The sequence below is a fragment of the Winogradskyella sp. genome, from assembly GCF_028289625.1.
Taxonomy (GTDB): Bacteria; Bacteroidota; Bacteroidia; order Flavobacteriales; family Flavobacteriaceae; genus Winogradskyella.
Genome location: NZ_JANQOM010000062.1, coordinates 1 through 17084 on the forward strand (window position 1 = coordinate 1; position 17084 = coordinate 17084).

Annotated in this window: 13 protein-coding genes and 1 pseudogene; 13 read left to right on the forward strand and 1 reads right to left on the reverse strand. The window is 35.5% G+C overall.

Annotation, left to right across the window (positions count from 1 at the left end; genetic code table 11):
• The first annotated feature begins 87 nt into the window (after positions 1–87).
• From Q0992_RS12440 to Q0992_RS12495, 12 genes are all read left to right on the forward strand, one after another.
• Entirely contained in the window at positions 88–1044 is a 957-nt protein-coding gene (locus Q0992_RS12440) for a FecR family protein (protein WP_299524767.1), read from the forward strand.
• 72 nt (positions 1045–1116) lie between these two features.
• Positions 1117–4575 carry a SusC/RagA family TonB-linked outer membrane protein gene (locus tag Q0992_RS12445; RefSeq protein WP_299524770.1) on the forward strand — a complete coding sequence of 1153 codons (3459 nt, stop codon included), beginning with the start codon at positions 1117–1119 and terminating at the stop codon, positions 4573–4575.
• 13 nt (positions 4576–4588) lie between these two features.
• The gene (locus Q0992_RS12450) at positions 4589–5971 is read left to right on the forward strand and encodes a RagB/SusD family nutrient uptake outer membrane protein (protein ID WP_299524773.1); all 1383 of its coding nucleotides are present in this window, start codon (positions 4589–4591) and stop codon (positions 5969–5971) included.
• An 18-nt stretch (positions 5972–5989) separates the two neighbouring features.
• Complete coding sequence (locus Q0992_RS12455; RefSeq protein WP_299524782.1) at positions 5990–7660, forward strand: PQQ-binding-like beta-propeller repeat protein; 1671 nt, start codon at positions 5990–5992, stop codon at positions 7658–7660.
• Between the two features lie 12 nt (positions 7661–7672).
• Positions 7673–8599, forward strand: a complete 927-nt coding sequence (locus Q0992_RS12460) for a glycerophosphodiester phosphodiesterase family protein (protein WP_299524785.1) — start codon at positions 7673–7675, stop codon at positions 8597–8599.
• Between the two features lie 35 nt (positions 8600–8634).
• Positions 8635–8946 carry a hypothetical protein gene (locus Q0992_RS12465; protein WP_299524788.1) on the forward strand — a complete coding sequence of 104 codons (312 nt, stop codon included), beginning with the start codon at positions 8635–8637 and terminating at the stop codon, positions 8944–8946.
• A 6-nt stretch (positions 8947–8952) separates the two neighbouring features.
• Positions 8953–11172 carry a hypothetical protein gene (locus Q0992_RS12470; RefSeq protein ID WP_299524791.1) on the forward strand — a complete coding sequence of 740 codons (2220 nt, stop codon included), beginning with the start codon at positions 8953–8955 and terminating at the stop codon, positions 11170–11172.
• A 12-nt stretch (positions 11173–11184) separates the two neighbouring features.
• A complete protein-coding gene (locus Q0992_RS12475) occupies positions 11185–12423 on the forward strand; it encodes a T9SS type A sorting domain-containing protein (protein WP_299524794.1) in 1239 nt (412 codons plus the stop codon).
• A 120-nt stretch (positions 12424–12543) separates the two neighbouring features.
• Entirely contained in the window at positions 12544–13488 is a 945-nt protein-coding gene (locus tag Q0992_RS12480) for a glycerophosphodiester phosphodiesterase family protein (protein WP_299524797.1), read from the forward strand.
• A gap of 88 nt (positions 13489–13576) precedes the next feature.
• Entirely contained in the window at positions 13577–13978 is a 402-nt protein-coding gene (locus Q0992_RS12485; RefSeq protein ID WP_299524800.1) for a hypothetical protein, read from the forward strand.
• Positions 13979–14015: 37 nt separating this feature from the next.
• Positions 14016–15656, forward strand: coding sequence for an alkaline phosphatase PafA (gene pafA, locus Q0992_RS12490; RefSeq protein ID WP_299524802.1), 1641 nt, complete (start codon positions 14016–14018; stop codon positions 15654–15656).
• A gap of 69 nt (positions 15657–15725) precedes the next feature.
• Positions 15726–16355 carry an RteC domain-containing protein gene (locus Q0992_RS12495; protein ID WP_299524805.1) on the forward strand — a complete coding sequence of 210 codons (630 nt, stop codon included), beginning with the start codon at positions 15726–15728 and terminating at the stop codon, positions 16353–16355.
• Here the strand turns inward: Q0992_RS12495 and Q0992_RS16890 are convergent.
• Positions 16299–16742: an ORF6N domain-containing protein gene (locus Q0992_RS16890; RefSeq protein WP_367277960.1), complete on the reverse strand. Its 444-nt coding sequence runs from the start codon at positions 16740–16742 to the stop codon at positions 16299–16301. The two genes, Q0992_RS12495 and Q0992_RS16890, sit on opposite strands and share 57 nt — an antisense overlap.
• Between Q0992_RS16890 and Q0992_RS12505 the strand changes: the two are divergent.
• A pseudogene (locus tag Q0992_RS12505) lies at positions 16624–17084 on the forward strand (TraM recognition domain-containing protein); the annotation flags it as partial. The gene Q0992_RS16890 and the pseudogene Q0992_RS12505 sit on opposite strands and share 119 nt — an antisense overlap.

Genomic DNA, 17084 nt, shown 5'->3' on the forward strand with positions numbered 1-17084 from the left:
CGAAATAAATTTTTAACATTTTTTTAACATTCCAGGGCTGCGTGTTTTTACGTTTTCATACTCTTTATGTTTAAATAAAGTGAATTAGTGAAGCGTTTAAATCAATTATTGGATAAGCTAAATAATGATTCTTGTTCTATAGAAGAATTGGAAGAGTTAAAACAACTTTTGGGTAATGATAAATTAACCCAAAAATATTTCAATAAACAATATAAAAGTGAAGTGCCCAAGGAAATAGACAAAGTTATTTCCAAGAATCTATGGCAGGCAATAGACAGTGAAATTAAATCAAAACCTACCGGCAAATTAAAAAGAATAAAAATCAAAAGATTCATCGGGATTGCAGCAAGTGTAGTGTTGCTTATGAGTATTGGTCTTTTAAATTGGCCATCCAAAAAGAATAAACAATGGGTATTTGTTCAAAATACCTCGCATGAAGTAAAAAAAATAACATTACCAGACAGTTCTCATGTTTGGTTGTCAAGCCAAAGTTCGCTGAGTTACGCTCCAACATTCAATACCTCACAAAGAGAAACCAAATTAACCGGTCAGGCTTTTTTTGAAGTAACGAAAAATCCAAATAGTTCATTTACCATACAAACAGGAGAAGTACTTACCAAAGTTTTAGGAACTTCTTTTAATATCAAATCCAAAGATACTTTGGTAGAAGTTGTAGTGGCTACGGGATTGGTCAAAGTATCTTCTCAAAAAGAAGCTGTGGAACTTCTACCTAATCAAAAAGTAGTCTATAATGCCAATCTTGAATCCTTGCAAAAAACAAATACGCTAGGGCAACTGCATACACTTTGGGTTAAGAATACTGTGGTCCTGGATAGTATTTCCATAAATCAACTTGTTCCGGTATTGGAAGAAAAATACAATAAACCCATTGTTTTTAGAGATGAAAAAGCAAAGTCGGTAACATTATATTCCTTTAGGTTAAACAGTAAAGAGTCGCTTGAACAAGTGATTAAAAGAATAAACTATATAAATGAAGTTCAACTAAAACTAAACAATAATATGATAGAGATTACTACTAAATAAAAATAGGGTCTGCACCAACAGACCCTAAGAATAAGCATCGAATACGCATTATAATCAATACTTAATAACTATATGATATCGTTACAAAACAAATCAAAACTGCTATTTATAGCGCTCATTTGCTGTACGTATTTTACTTATGGAATGCCTCAGAACATTAACACTACAAAGATATCCATTAGCGAAAAGAATGCCACTTTGCAGCAAGTCTTCAACAAAATTTCAAATATAACACAATTCAATATTACTTATGGCAATTATGTAGCTAATAATAAAAAGCAATATGAAGTAGTCTATAAAAACACATCTGTTGCCAAGATATTGAACGAATTAGGTGTTAAGGCAAATTTCTCGTATCAGGTACAGGAAAATGATATTATCATTGGTAAGAAAATTGCAGCCAATTCAACTTCTACAAACCAACAGCAAAAAACAATAACGGGCATTGTGTCCGATGAAAATGGAACACCCTTACCTGGAGCCTCTATTTTAGAAAAAGGAACGGCAAACGGTGCACAGTCAGGCTTTGATGGCAGGTTTGCCATAAGTGTTTCTAGCCCAAATGCTATATTGGTTATTTCGTATATCGGCTTTACGACCCAGGAAATACCGTTAAACGGAAAAACAGACTTCACGGTAACTTTAATAGAAGATACGGCAGAGTTAGATGAAATTGTGTTGATAGGGTATGGTTCAAGAAAGAGCAGAGCTTTAACAACAGCAGTATCAAAAGTAAATTACGAAAAATTAAAAGATCAAAACGTTGTAAGTTTTGAACAGGCATTACAAGGGCAAGTTGCTGGAGTAAGAATTAGTGAATCAACAGGAGCACCTGGAGGAAATGTCTCAATACGTGTAAGAGGAGCTGGAACACTTGGAGCAACAGAACCTTTATATGTAATTGATGGTGTACCATTAGATAATGACTTGAGAGGGGCTACGGGTACGGCAGGACCTAATGAACAGCCATCAAACCCATTGGCAACGATTAACCCGGAAGATATTGAGTCAATAAATGTTTTAAAGGATGCAGCTTCAACCTCAATTTATGGGTCTAGGGCATCAAATGGCGTGGTAATTATTACAACAAAATCTGGTAAACAAGGAAGATTAAAAGTAAACTATAAAGGTAGTTTCGGTTTACAGTCAGTTTTCCGTAAAATAGACCTTTTAAATGCTTATGAATATGCTCAGCTTAGTATTGATGGCCAAAATGAGAATTATATTAATAATAACCCAGGAGGCGATCCGAATCGAGCAATAACAGACCCTAACGGGGTAAGAGGAGGAAGAGGCACTATTGCTCCTGAATTATTTCCTTATGCAGCAGGTATTCAGGGCTTAACAGATACGGATTGGCAGGATGAAATTTTTAGAGTTGCAGCTCGAAATGAACATAATGTGTCTGTGTCTGGTGGTTCAGAACACTCTAATTACTATGCGTCTGGAAATGTTTTACAACAAGAAGGTATTGTAATTAACTCTGAGTTTGAAAGATATGCTTTCAGAATGAAATATAATGTCAATTATGATAACATTCAGTTCGGAATTAATTTAGCACCTTCGTTTTCAGAGCACGATATTGTACAGACCGAGGGACCTTGGTGGCAAGGAGGTGTGGTGTCTGCTTCAAATGTTTATGCTCCCGTATTTCCGGTGTATAATCCGGATGGTACATTTAATTATGGTAACAATAATTGGGGATTTGGGCATAGTAATCAAATTAATCCGGTAGCCTTAGCAACACTTATAGATGATAAAAGACAACAATACAGGTTGCTGGGAAACGCCTTTTTAAGTTTAAAAATTATAGATGGCCTTATAAATAAAGTATCTGTAGGAGCCGATATAAATAACTTTAAGAGAGATACATTTAATCCATCTACTCTAGAAATAAGAGGACAAAGCGGGCCATCAGAAGCCTTTGGTAGATCGCGTTCAAATTTTACGAGGAACTTTTTATTAGAGAACACATTAACGTATGATAAGACATTAGGAAAACATCATAATCTTAATGCTTTACTGGGGTTCTCAGCCCAAAAGAATAGAACAGAAAGAAACTTTGTTAGGGTAACGGGCTTTCCAAACGATCTAGTAACTACATTAAACGCAGGAACTATACCTGAGTCTGGATTTTCTAATGGTTCAGAATGGTCTTTACTATCATATTTTTCCAGAATACAATATGATTATGACGGAAAATATTTGTTCTCGGCTTCCATGAGAGCGGATGGTGCTTCCCGTTTTTCGAAAAACAACAAATGGGGATATTTCCCATCTGCATCAGTTGGGTGGGTCGCATCAAAAGAACCATTTTTTGGAGAAGGTAATGTGGTTAATTTTCTAAAATTAAGAGCAAGTTACGGTATAAACGGAAATTTTGACAATATCGGTAATTATGATTCAATCGCATTATTAGATGCTGATAATTACGTATTTGGAGAAGGAGATGGTGAAATTGTTAACGGGTTAAGAGCAGTCAACTTGCCAAATGATAATTTGAGATGGGAAGAAACCATATCTTGGAACGCAGGTCTTGATGTAGCATTTTTTAGCGATAAATTAGAACTTGCAGTTGATGTTTATAATCGTAAGAGTACTGACTTTCTATTTAGAAATTTACCAGTTGCAGCATTTACTGGATTTGGAAGTATTTCGGCTAATGTGGGAGAGATTCAAAACAAGGGATTTGAAATTTCAGGAACCTATAATGGAAAAATTGGTGATTTAGAAATTACAGCTAATGTAAATTTTGCAAAAAATGAGAATGAAGTCATCGCATTAAATTCTGATGATAGCCCCATAATTGCTACAGGAGGGGCTTCAGGTGCTAACTATATTACAGAAATAGGGTCTCCAATAGGTTCTTACTTTTTGTATGTTGAAGATGGTGTGTTTGCAAATCAGGCCGAAGTAGATGCGGTGCCTCATATTGCGGGAGCACGCCCGGGAGATATTCGTTATGTGGATATTAATGGTGATGGACAAATTGATGCTGATGATAGAAAGGTTGTAGGAAGTTACAATCCTGATTATACATTAGGAGGTAGATTGAGTTTAAAATATAAATACTTTGATTTGAGTGCTTCGGTAACCAGTGTACAAGGACATGAAATTCTTAATCTACATCGCAGATATTCTTATAATATAACAGGTAATTTCAATCAATTAGCTGGAGCCGTAAACAGATGGCGGTCAGAAAGTGACCCGGGAGATGGACAAACCATTCGTGCCAAGAGTAGTACAGGAAGAAACACGTTAATATCTACAAGGCATGTAGAAGATGCTTCATTTGTAAAAATTCAAAACATTTCTTTTGGGTTTAATTTACCATCTCAAATAGCTGAAGACCTTTCAATTTCTAGTGCAAGAATTTTTGCCAATGTGCAGAACCCATTTTTATGGACCAACTATACTGGGTATAATCCGGAAGTAAATGCACGGCCAAATAGTCCAACTTCAGCTGGGGAAGACTATGGGTCTTACCCATTAGCCAGAGCTTTCACTATGGGCATTAACGTATCCTTTTAATTAAAAAAATAATATGATGAAAAATATAATTAAGTTATTATTTATAGTGGTTTTTGCTAGTGGATGTAGTAATGATTTTATTGAGTTAACCCCATTTGCAGATGCCAACGCAGTAGATTTCTTTAAAACTGCTAATGATTTTGAAGTAGCCGTTAATGCGGCGTATGATGTGCTTCAAGATGGTAGATTGTATGGCAGTAGATTTGAATTTTTATTAGAGGTAAGATCAGATAACGGTAAGTTTGACGACCCCGCTTCAGATGTAGGACAGCCTTTTAATATAGATAAGTTTCAGGTAGTACCATCAAACACCATTGTAGAAGGAGCTTATGATGCCCTTTACCAAGGTATTGGTAGATGCAATGCCATATTGGGTAGAATTGATGGGGCAGATATTAATCAGGGATTTGCAGAAAGAGTGAAAGGGGAGGCTCAATTTTTAAGGGGCTTATATTATTTTCATTTGGTACAATTGTTTGGTGATGCACCACTAATAACAACCGAGATTTCTGTTTCGGAAGTTGATAATGTAAAAAGAGACCCGGTTTCTGAAATTTACAATCAAATTGAAGCAGATTTGGTAGCAGCATCCAATGTATTGCCATTAACATATCCTCCATCTGAAGCAGGTAGGGCTACCTTAGGAGCTGCGTCTGGTATATTGGCTAAGGTATATTTAACCCAAAATAAAATAGGCTTAGCTAAAGCAGAATTAGAAAAGGTGATTAATTCTAATGTTTATAGTTTATTACCAAGTATTGCTTCAGTATTTAGTCCTAGTAACGAAATGAATGCAGAAATTGTTTTTGCAGTACGAAGTGCAAAAGGAGGAGACGAAGGGCGTTCTTTAGCTTTTGACTATACACAGAATCCTACAATAGCGGATGATTTAGTAAATGCTTACGACCCTATAGATGAGCGATTACCATTGGTACAATATGTGGTAGTTTCCGGAAGCCGAAGAGTACCTCAAAAATACTTTGATACCTTATCCGTATTGAATGATGTGGGTACAGATATTCCGGTACTCAGATATGCAGATGTTTTATTGATGTATGCAGAGGTATTGAATGAAGAAGACTATGTGGCTTCAGATGACAGTACAGCATTTCAGAATTTAAATGCCATTAGAGAACGTGCGGGATTATTACCATATACAACAGCAGAATTGGTGAACCAAGTTACATTTCGTGATGCCGTTTTAAAAGAGAGACGTTTAGAGTTAGCATTAGAGTTTCATAGATGGTATGACTTAAAAAGAACAGGAACAGCTATTTCTACCTTTGCGGCATTGGGGGTGGATATTCAGGAATGTAAGTTGATATACCCAATACCTCAAGATGAACTGGATGTGGTACAAGATCCAACAAGATTTCCACAAAATGATTGTTACTAAACATTAAAAACTTAAAAAATGAAAAATATAAATAAATACATATATACACTTTTGTTAATGGTCATAGTTTTTATTAGCTGTGAAGATGACGATGTAGTACCATCTAATGCGCTTCCAGTAGCCGCATTTTCTTTGAATCCAGAAGCACCGGTTAAAGGCGAGCCAGTAACCTTTACTGATGCATCAACAGACTCAGATGGAACGATTACCAGTTGGCTGTGGAATTTTGGAGATGGTGATGTGTCACAAGAACAAAATCCTACACATACTTTTGATTTTGCAACAGGTTACGAAGTAAGGTTAACAGTAAAGGATGATAAAGGAGGAGAAAATACTATTAAAAAAGAGTTTGCAGTATCAGACCCAGATATTCCTAATGTGCTTCCAACAGCCTCATTTTCTGTGTCCAAAGACCTTTTCCAAAAAGGAGCTGAGGTAGCATTTACGGATAACTCAACTGATAGTGATGGTGTAATTACCTCATGGGCTTGGGATTTTGGAGATGGAAACACCTCAACAAGTCAAAACCCAATCCATTTTTATGGGGATGTTGGTTTGTTCACCATAACCTTAACCGTTACTGATAACTCTGGCGACGATTCAGAAGTTTTTACTAAAGATGTCAATGTTTGGGGAGATAAATGGAGTTTTGCAACAACCGGTGAAATCAAACCAAGTACCCCGGCTATTGCAGATGATGGTACCATTTATGTTGGCTCTGATGATGATTCTTTCTACGCTATAAATCCGGACGGGTCATTAAAATGGTCTTTTGCCACAGGAGGCAACATTAGAAATTCACCATCAATAGCTGATGATGGTACTATATATATTGGTTCAGATGATGATAATTTATATGCCTTAAACCCAGATGGAACACAAAAATGGGCATTTAATACTGGTGGTAATGTAAATGTAACATCAAGTGCTATTGGCGCAGATGGTACTATATATACAGGAGGTTCAGCAGATACTGTTTTTGCATTAAATCCAGATGGTACCGAAAAATGGAGTTATGCAGTTGATGGAGATATTTTAAGCATAGCCCTAACAGGAGATATTCTTTACTTCACCCACAACGGAGGTAGAAATTTGGTATCGTTAAATGCAACAACTGGTACCTTAAATTGGTCAGTACCACACGGTGCCTTTACAGGAGGTAGTATGGCTATTGATGCCGATAACACAGTATACTTCCAAGGCGATCTTGGTGGCGGTTCCGGTAAGATTTGGGCAATCAGATCTGACGGTACAGAAAAGTGGTCCTTTCCATTATCAGGATCTGCAAGTCGTGGGGGTGTAATACTGGCAAACGATGGTACCCTATATGCAGCAACAAAAGAAGGGGCAGACCATTTTAGGGCTATAAATAGTTCTGATGGCTCTTCAAAATGGAATTTTACTACTGGTGACGCGCTTTCTGCAGCAGCAGCGGTTGATAGTGATGGCAATGTATATATAGGAAGTTTTGATGATAAATTTTATGTGTTAGACTCTGGAGGTAATGTGAAATTTGAATTTTCTACAGGAGGTAATATATGGGGGTCGGCTACCATAGGAACAGACGGAACGGTATATTTTGGTTCTTACGATGGTAGTTTATATGCTATGGAATTTTTTGCCACTGGTTTAGATGCCGGAGTGTGGCCTAAATTAGGCGCTAACTTAAAGAACACAACACGTAAATAAAATAGTATAATCATGAATTCTTTTTTAATACATATTAGAAAAGGCTGGTCAACAGCCTTTTCTATACTAGCAGTTATTATTCTTATTTATAGTTGTAACGCTTGTAGCAGTTCTGATGATAATCCAAGTCCAGAGCCAGAACCGACTAATAATGTAACCCCAATCAATGAGCTTTATAAAGACCTTAATTTTACAGCCATTGCAGCGCATAGGTGCTATTTTAGAAAATCACCGGAAAACTCTATGGCAGCTATCAATGATGCCTTAGACTTAGGTGTTGAATTTCTGGAAACGGATACCCAAACCACAGCTGACGGTGTTGTCATATTATTTCATGACACAACAGTGGATCGCATGACAAATGGATCTGGTTTGATAGCTAACATGAACTTCGGTAACCTTAGTAATTTAAAGTTAAAAAATAACCGCAATGGCGGGGTATTAACTGAAGAAACAATCCCAACACTGGAGCAGGCACTATTAAAAATAAAAGGAAAAGATATTTACATGCATATTGAGGTGAAGGACAAAAACTTTAGCGAGGTGGTTAAGGTGATTAAAAAAGTAAGTATGGAAGGCCAAGTAGTTGTATTTGCTGATACCAGAGATGATTATGACACTTTAGATACATTTGTTGGTATATTCATAGACCCGGTCTGTAGGAATACAGATCAGTTCAATTTTTACCTGAATAGAACCAATACGCCTCTGCTCAATTTAGCAGGAACTCAATTTAATGCAAATAACACACAGTCTGCTAAAGATAATAATAAGTTAACCTGGCGAGGCATAACTAATAAAGATGAGGATATTGAACTTATTTCAGGAGCAACATCAACTCCTAAGCTCAATGCTTTAATCGCCATAGATCCCACAATAATCCATACAGATTATGCTGATTTGTTGATTCCTTATTTGAAAAGTAAAGGTAAAAGATAAAAATGTTTTCTAATAACCTCTAAAAACTAATAAATATGGAAGATGGTATTGTAACAGAAGACGTAGCTATTGTATCTGTTGATACATGGAAGGATGTTGTTTTTTCAGATGACTATAAATTACAATCTTTAAAAGAATTAGAGGTTTTTATTAAAAATAATAAACATTTAATGGGAATTAAACCAGAAGCGCAAGTAAAAAAAGAGGGATACTCTATACAAGAAATGGATGTGGCTTTATTAGAAAAAGTTGAAGAACTTACGTTGTACACCATTGAGCAGGAGAAAAAAATTAATTTACTAACTTCTAAGTTAGAGGAATTAATGAAAATCATATCAAAGAAATAGTATATTATGAGATATAGATTTTGTATTTTTTTAAGTATATTATTCTGTACTCTTTTTGGGACAGATGTATATGCCTCATCAACATATACTGTTAGGCTACAGGCTCATAAAGGAATGTCATTTCCTGTTATTAAGAATTTCGGAATTAAAGGAAATGCATCTGGAGGTTCTATAGAAGTACGGATGTACTATGAACCATACTATTTCACTGGAGGTAGAAGCGATAAAAGTTTAATTTATGGCACTAAAATTACAAATGATTCTCCTAATTCTTATGGGAGTTCTCCATGGATTGTACAAACATCAGGCGATAATGCACCATGGTACTGTACTTTGTTTTCGCATTGGTGGTGCGGTAGTGCAGATTATTCTGTTCGTAGTGATAAGTACCAGGATAAAATGCACGCCTATTTTAATTATGTAGGGTATAAGAAAGATGTTAGTATTGTGGATTATATAAATGATAGTGACATTTTGAAAACAATGCCTGTTGTTATAGAAGTAGAATTTACTGGTAATGCAACCCTAAAAGATTTAATTGAAATTAATTTGCCAGGTTTGCACCCAATAACTAAGGAATATTTCCATGCATTACAGGTTAAAGGTATTAATTTTCAAATAAGGCCAACAGCAACAAAAACGCAACTTGACAATGCTAATGAAACATACGACCAAGAAGCAGTAGCAGATTTTCCAATTTCTGAAAATCTAATGACGGGGCATTTTGAATTAGCATATAGTATAGCTATACCAAGGAATCTTCCCTCTGGAGTTCCAAGAAATATTGTTTATGGAACTAACCTAGCGGTATATCCAATATCTAATCTTTATAAGGCTGTTAATGAAAATTATGATTATTTTTTTTATGCAACAGCAACAGACCAAAGTTTGGTAAGTAGTTTAGGGAGTGAAACGCCTATCGAAATTAAATCGTTATTTAAGGCAATGGTAAATGGCCAGGAAGAAACGTTTAAGTTATTCAAAATTCCAAGGTATACTAACGATAGAGTTTTAATTAAGGGTATTACAAAATTAGGGCCTTTTCCGACTGAGGAACATGGAGATATACAAATTATGGCACCAGAAGTTACAACACTTAACCCTAAAATGCATGATAAAATTAATCTTCCGGATAATGAAAAATATTTAGTGGCATGGCATAGAGGTGATTGGAGAGGTGTTCCAGAAAACACGCTAGAGTCCATACAAGCGGCAAAAGATTATGACTTGCTAGAGTTAGATGTTTCAAGAGCTGGAGGGGACCTTAATTCTAATCATGTGCCAGATTATGTGTTATTTCATGACCCATTTATGTTTAGAGAATCCAGTACTGGACCGACAGATGGTTGTGTGGATCCTTACGATAAACTACTTGTGAATTCCACACTGTTGGCTTTGGCTCAACGACAAAACCTTAAAAATGAATTAATGTCAAGATTTCCTGGTTATAGTCCAACAGACTATGATAATTGGATTAAAGGACCAGGAGATTTTACCTTTTCAGAATTGACGGCTATGAAAGTAAGGGATAGATTTGGGTGTTTAACGGATATAAATATTCCGGCTTTTGGAGATGCTGTTGATGTAGCAAAGCAATTTAGCCTTGCAATAATGGTAGATAAAGGTTGGGATGACATAGATGGAATTTATTGGACAGCTATTGAGCATGATTTTGAAAACAATGTATATTTTAAAGGGGGAGCAAATAGACCAGTAGCTAAATTAGTAGCTCAATATGGAGATCAACTTATGAAACAAATTGGCTATACGCCTTTTTATTTTGATAATGTAGCGCAGTTGTCAACATCATTGAATCATGATGGCAAGGTTCAATTTTTGGAAGAGTTTGTTACAAAAGAGCATACCGATGGATGGAATATTCCTGGTTATGAATTACAGATAAAGATGATGGAATCAGATGGTACTGCCGAACAAGGTTTTAGTCCTGGTGGTATAAAGCTTTTATTGGATTTCAATACGAAACATAAAGAAAGTAAATGGATAGGGATTACTCAAATAAATCCTACGGCTTATAATGGTTTTGATAATAAAATTATTTATATGGATGCTGGTCCAGACCCTAGAAATGCGAATTCTTATTCGTCTAGGTTTGACCGAAGGGCAGACCCTATTTTTAACCTTAATTATTTGGAGTGTGATTATTGGACTACAGATCGTCCAGATGTAATTATTGATTTTCTAAAAACTCTTGGTAAGACCAATTAAATAAGCAAAAAAATGGAAAGAATAAAAATTATAATAACAGGATTAGGCTTATTTATGTGTTTTCAATTATTACAAGGGCAAAATACACCTGTACCCAAGGTACATTGGACTTTTGATATAGCTGATTACACCCAAGCTACTTTTGATTTTAAAGCAAGAGATGAAAATAATAATATTATCGCTGATGCTAATATTCTTGGAAGAGTTTATAGCCCTGGAGGGCATTGGCAATCAGATCGTTTTGGATCTGTAAACAAAGTATTTTCTTTAAATACTGGTGCGTATATTGACTTTTCGAATAGTGCCGTTACGAATAACCCAAAGTTTTTTGGTTTATCTAAGTACAATGCTAATCCAGATGCAATTACAATTTCTCTTTGGGTAAAATTTACAGCATCAAATGAGAATGAAAGATTAATATTTGGAGCCAAAGAGTCTTCAAACGATTCTGATGTTAAGTTTGGAATTTCATTAAAAGAAACTACCTTATACTTAAAACAATATTATGAACCAAAAGGGACAAATAATATAGGAACTGCTTGGGAGTATAAGTTAATCCCTCCTGCTGCTTTTGATGCTGGTTTTGGTTGGTATCATCTTATAGTAGTTTTTGCAAAAACGCAAAAATATATGAGGGTATTTTTGGGTAAACCTAATGGGGGTGCTGAATATGGCCCGGGTACTAATTCAAATGTTCCAGGAAATAGCAAAGTGAAAAGAGAATTTGATGGACGACTCATTTGGATACCGGGAATTAGAGATAAACTTAAAGATTTTAATTATTGGTTTTTAGGAAATAATACTGTTGACATGCATTTTGATGACTTAATGATTTTTGATAAAGACCTTACGTTAGATGAAGCTAAGGCTCTTTATAATAATCAAAAACCAACAAGTTCTAGTGCAAAAATTGCAGATAAAAAGAGTGGGGGTAATAATGAAAATGAAGTTTCATTTGAAGAGGCCGATGAAGTTGACAAAGAAGAGTTAAATCAAAGTTTAAAGATTTTTCCAAATCCCTCAAATGGTTTAGTAACTATGTCTTTTAGAACTAAATCTTCAGGAATAGGCAGTATCATTATTAACGATATCTTAGGCAAAATTGTCTATTCTGAAAGTATTGAAGTTTCTGAAGGTAATAATGAACAAATTTTAGATGTTAAAGCTTTGGGGCTACTATCAGGTCTATACTTTGTTAATTTAGAAACTCCATTGGGAATCAAAATGAATAAAAAACTAATAGTAGAATAAATGTACTAAGAGTTTGGTGTATTCAATATATTATATGAAAAATGATAATTATTTGTAAACTTTTAAAGTTGAGTATATCAAACTCTTAACATTATTAAAATAAAGATGTTAAAGATAATAATGAGAAAAATAACTTTAGTGGTTTGTATTACTACTGTTTTGGTGTTTTCCTGTAAAAGAGAAAGAGGTAATATCGGTACGGAGTTGGCACCGAAACAAGAAAAGTCAATTAAAACTCAAGATGCTAGGTCTATATTAAAGGACTATCTAAACGATACCAATGTTCTAGTCATTGCACACAGAGCAGACTGGAGAAATGCTTGTGAAAATTCAATCCTAGCTATTGAGAATGCCATTGAAATGGGGGTAGATATGATTGAAATCGATTTAAAGAAAACTTCAGATAACGAATTGATTTTAATGCATGACCATACTTTAGATAGAACAACCACAGGAAAAGGATATGTGAAAGACCATACTTTGGCTGAAATCAAGGAATTGTACCTAAAAGATGGTGCGGGGCATAAAACATTGTTTAAAGTACCTACTTTAAAAGAAGCCTTATTAGTGGCAAAAGGTGAAGTGTTAATTAATTTGGATCAATCCTTTGAGTATTTCGCATATGTTTTACCAATACTTAAAGAAACAAATACAACAGACCAAATCATTATTAAGGGATATAATAAGCCTCTAGATAAAGTAAAAGAAAAGTTGGGGGTTTATATAGATTCAGTACAATATATGCCCATTATCAAACTTGGTAAAAAGGGATACAAAGAGCTCTTTAACGAGGTATTAGAATACCCTTTTGAAGGTGTTGAATTTACATTTACATCCGATACCATTCCAGAGGTTGCAAGATTACATGAATTTGAGCAAAATGGAACACGTGTTTGGGTAAATGCCCTTTGGCCAGAACATAATGCAGGACATCATGATGACAGGGCTTTAAAAGAACCAGATAGTGCTTATGGATGGCTAATTTCTAAAGGCGTCAACATGATTCAAACAGATAGACCTCAATTATTACTACAATATTTAAGAGACAAAGGACTTCATAACTAATAACGAATTAATAACATAAGAGTTAGTCTTAATTTAGTTTAGTTGTTTAAAGGGCATAGTGTCATGCTATGACTTTTTAAATCAAAAAATGACACAAAAATTTAGAAAGTACTTTGCGCCCTCACTGGCAAGAGAATTAATAAAAGATAAAAGTATAGTTAGTAAAAAGTATAAGCTTTCCAAGTGGAGTGTATTTCTTTCGGCCACATTTGGCTATGCTTTTTTCTATGTATGCAGGCTGAGCTTGAGTGTGATAAAAAAACCACTGGTAGATGCAGAGATATTTGATCCTGCCCAATTAGGACAAATAGGATTCGCCTTGTTCTTGTTCTTTTCCTATGCCATAGGAAAGTTGGTCAATGGCTTTTTATCAGATCATTTAAATGTGAACAAATTTATTTCCATAGGCTTAAGAAATTTATGGTGGGGTATGAAATGTTTGGTTCACCGCAAAGAGACATTACCACGGAAATTGTTGCTACACAAATGAAAGAATTAGTTAAAACGGGTTAAAGATTTTAAGTTCTATGCAAATCAAGGTTGTTATAGTTTTACTGTTGTTCACTTTTTCTAGTGCAAGCTCAAAAGGGCAAGAAATAAATAAGCCAAAGCTGGTGGTAGGCATTGTAGTAGACCAAATGAAAGCAGAGTACCTGTACCGTTTTCAAGATAATTATACCGAAGATGGGTTTAAACGATTGATGCGGGAGGGGTTTAATGTAAAAAACACACATTACAATTACATTCCTACCGCTACGGGTCCTGGGCACACTTCTATTTATACAGGAACAACACCGACAAACCATGGTATTGTTTCCAATAATTGGTATAAAAAAGCTCTGGGTAGAACCATATACTGCGTGGAAGATACAACCGCCTTTTTGGTGGGCAATTTGGGTGTTGATAAAACTTCAATATATAATGATTACCAAAGGTCTCCTAAAAACATACAAACTTCTACAATAACAGATGAGCTCAAACTGTTCAGTAATGGCTGCTCAAAGGTAACAGGGCTTTCCATCAAGGATAGAGGAGCTATTTGTCCAGCAGGCCATTTGGCGGACGCCGCATATTGGTATAACGCTTTTAACGGTAATTTTGTAACCAGTACCTATTACAGAAATACGCTCCCAAAATGGTTAAAAGACTTCAATACTAGTAAAAAAGCCGATTCGCTGTTAAATCTTACTTGGAACCCCTTATTGCCTATGGTAAAATATACCCATAGTGAAAAAGACGATGCGGTATTTGAAAAGATATTCAAGGGAAGAAAAAAAGCTGTTTTTCCATACAACCTAAAAAAATTGCGGAAACAAAATGGTGATTTTGCACTTTTGACTGGAACTCCTTTCGGGAATACGCTGTTGACTCAAATGGCAGAGGCAACTGTTTTAGGAGAACATATAGGTCAAGGAGACCAAACCGACTTTTTGACCATTAGCTATTCCAGTACCGATTATGTAGGACATCACTTCGGTATCCGTTCCAAAGAATTGGAGGACATCTATGTACGATTGGATAGGGAATTGTCACAATTATTAACCTTCTTAGACGATACCATTGGAAAAGAAAATTACCTGTTATTCCTCACGGCAGACCATGCTGCCAGTGATAATCCTGTTTTTCTAAATGAAAAACGGTTACCTGGAAAGTTTTTTGATTCTAGAAAATTAAAAGAAGATTTAAACGTACATCTTTCAAAGAAATTCGGAAATGCCGATTATGTTGCTTTTATAGATAAAACACAAGTATATATCAACGATACAAAAACTTCAAAAGAAATGATTCTTAAAGAAGCATTGAATTTTTTAGTGACCATAGAAGGCATAAAAGATGCTTTTGCTCCGGCTCTTAAAAATCAACCTTTGGATAATAGTACCATTGGCTTATTTATAAAGAATAGTTACAACCCCAAAGAATCTGGTGATATTTTATACCAAACCTGTTCAGGTTGGATGGAAAGGAGAAATTTCGGAACCACTCATGGTACTTCGTACACAAGTGATACGCATGTACCATTGCTATGGTACGGGTGGAACATCCCCAAAGGAGAGTCATCAGTAATGAAGCATACGATTACACAGATAGCCCCTACGCTTTCCATGTTATTGGATATTCCATTACCTAATGCCTCAAACAATAATCCAATATTAGAGTTATTCAAATAAATATAATATGGTAACAGAATAAAAACAACTAACCAACATATTCCAAGATGAGAATTAAATTGTTAGAATATGTTTTATGTAAACACTATAAACGAATTCAATGAAAAGATAGCCAAAATAGAAGAAACAAGCCTCACCGAACTTAAAAGGGCAAATGCCGGTATTCGAGCTGCCTCTTTTGCTTTGGACACTTTTAAGGAATATGTAACAAAAAAAGGCTTTGATATTATAAAGGATGAAATAAGTTTTTTCAAGTCGATAAAGTGCCAACCAATGAAGTACCTTATTCACTATACCGAGGTACGGTCATGTGAACTTCGTATGCCGAAATCCGATATGGATCGCCAGCTTGCCTTTCTGGCCAAACAGACCAAGAAAATCAATCAGTTCTTTTCACGGCATACCGAGTTCTTGCTCTATATGGAACAGGGCTATACCCATTTCGATGAGCATTACTTTACCAGAAAAAACCTGAACAATAATCCCATTGTTAAAAGTTATCCATATTATAAAGATTCTGTATTCAATACTTCCCATGATGAAATATGGGCGCGTATCAAAGGCTTGGCGATGTATGCCAACTATATCAAAAAAAAGAAGGAAATGTTCACCCATAAAATCCATCAGGCAGGGTTGGAAGCCTTAAAGTGGACAGGTAGTTACGCTGCCTTTGTAGAGTTGGGCAATTTGTTCTTTTAAGTCGCCATAATCTGTAAGGTGTTGGCGTAACATTACAAAAGACCTCATAATGGCTATATTTACATCAATTGCCTTTTTGCTTTTTAAAATACTGGAAAGCATCGCTACCCCTTGTTCCGAAAACGCAAAAGGGGCATAACGCAAACCCATTTTGTTCAATGGATTGGGCATCACAAATTGTGACCTCCAATTTTCCAATTCCTCTTTGGTCAGTTCAAACATAAAATCATCAGGAAACCTTTCTATATTTCGTCTAACAGCCTGTTTGACCTCCAAAGCAATGGCGGATGCTTTTATTAGTGGTACAGGTTCGGACAGGCAAACCGCAGGGGTAAAAAGCACATTGGCCAATGCCTTTAAAAAAATCAGCACCAAAAAAATATTCATGGTTTTATCTGCTGATGATATTCCGCTCAATGTCAATAGCCCTAAAAACCCGGCAGTGATATCCATTGTTAATAACCCTAAAAAAGACAGCTCACTGCCCCCTGTTATTGCCACTATTATACATACCATTACCAAACAGATGAGTGAGCGAGGTCAAAGACCTTCTTTTGTGTTGATGGAAGAGGCTCCCACCATTCGGCTTTTAAATGTGCACCGTATTCCGGCGACTTTAAGGAGCTATGACATAGTAACGCTTTACGTGTTACAGGAAAAAATACAGAATGACATGATGTACGGAGATAAAGCCAGTAAAGCCATCTTGAGCAATCTGTCCTATCAGTT

What these genes read in the sequence shown, in the direction of transcription:
- Q0992_RS12445 (WP_299524770.1), top strand. Translation starts at nt 1,117, where the DNA reads ATGATATCGTTACAAAACAAATCAAAACTGCTATTTATAGCGCTCATT.
- Q0992_RS12450 (WP_299524773.1), top strand. Translation starts at nt 4,589, where the DNA reads ATGATGAAAAATATAATTAAGTTATTATTTATAGTGGTTTTTGCTAGT.
- Q0992_RS12455 (WP_299524782.1), top strand. Translation starts at nt 5,990, where the DNA reads ATGAAAAATATAAATAAATACATATATACACTTTTGTTAATGGTCATA.
- Q0992_RS12460 (WP_299524785.1), top strand. Translation starts at nt 7,673, where the DNA reads ATGAATTCTTTTTTAATACATATTAGAAAAGGCTGGTCAACAGCCTTT.
- Q0992_RS12465 (WP_299524788.1), top strand. Translation starts at nt 8,635, where the DNA reads ATGGAAGATGGTATTGTAACAGAAGACGTAGCTATTGTATCTGTTGAT.
- Q0992_RS12470 (WP_299524791.1), top strand. Translation starts at nt 8,953, where the DNA reads ATGAGATATAGATTTTGTATTTTTTTAAGTATATTATTCTGTACTCTT.
- Q0992_RS12475 (WP_299524794.1), top strand. Translation starts at nt 11,185, where the DNA reads ATGGAAAGAATAAAAATTATAATAACAGGATTAGGCTTATTTATGTGT.
- Q0992_RS12480 (WP_299524797.1), top strand. Translation starts at nt 12,544, where the DNA reads ATGAGAAAAATAACTTTAGTGGTTTGTATTACTACTGTTTTGGTGTTT.
- Q0992_RS12485 (WP_299524800.1), top strand. Translation starts at nt 13,577, where the DNA reads ATGACACAAAAATTTAGAAAGTACTTTGCGCCCTCACTGGCAAGAGAA.
- pafA (WP_299524802.1), top strand. Translation starts at nt 14,016, where the DNA reads ATGCAAATCAAGGTTGTTATAGTTTTACTGTTGTTCACTTTTTCTAGT.
- Q0992_RS12495 (WP_299524805.1), top strand. Translation starts at nt 15,726, where the DNA reads ATGTTTTATGTAAACACTATAAACGAATTCAATGAAAAGATAGCCAAA.
- Q0992_RS16890 (WP_367277960.1), bottom strand. Translation starts at nt 16,742, where the DNA reads ATGAATATTTTTTTGGTGCTGATTTTTTTAAAGGCATTGGCCAATGTG.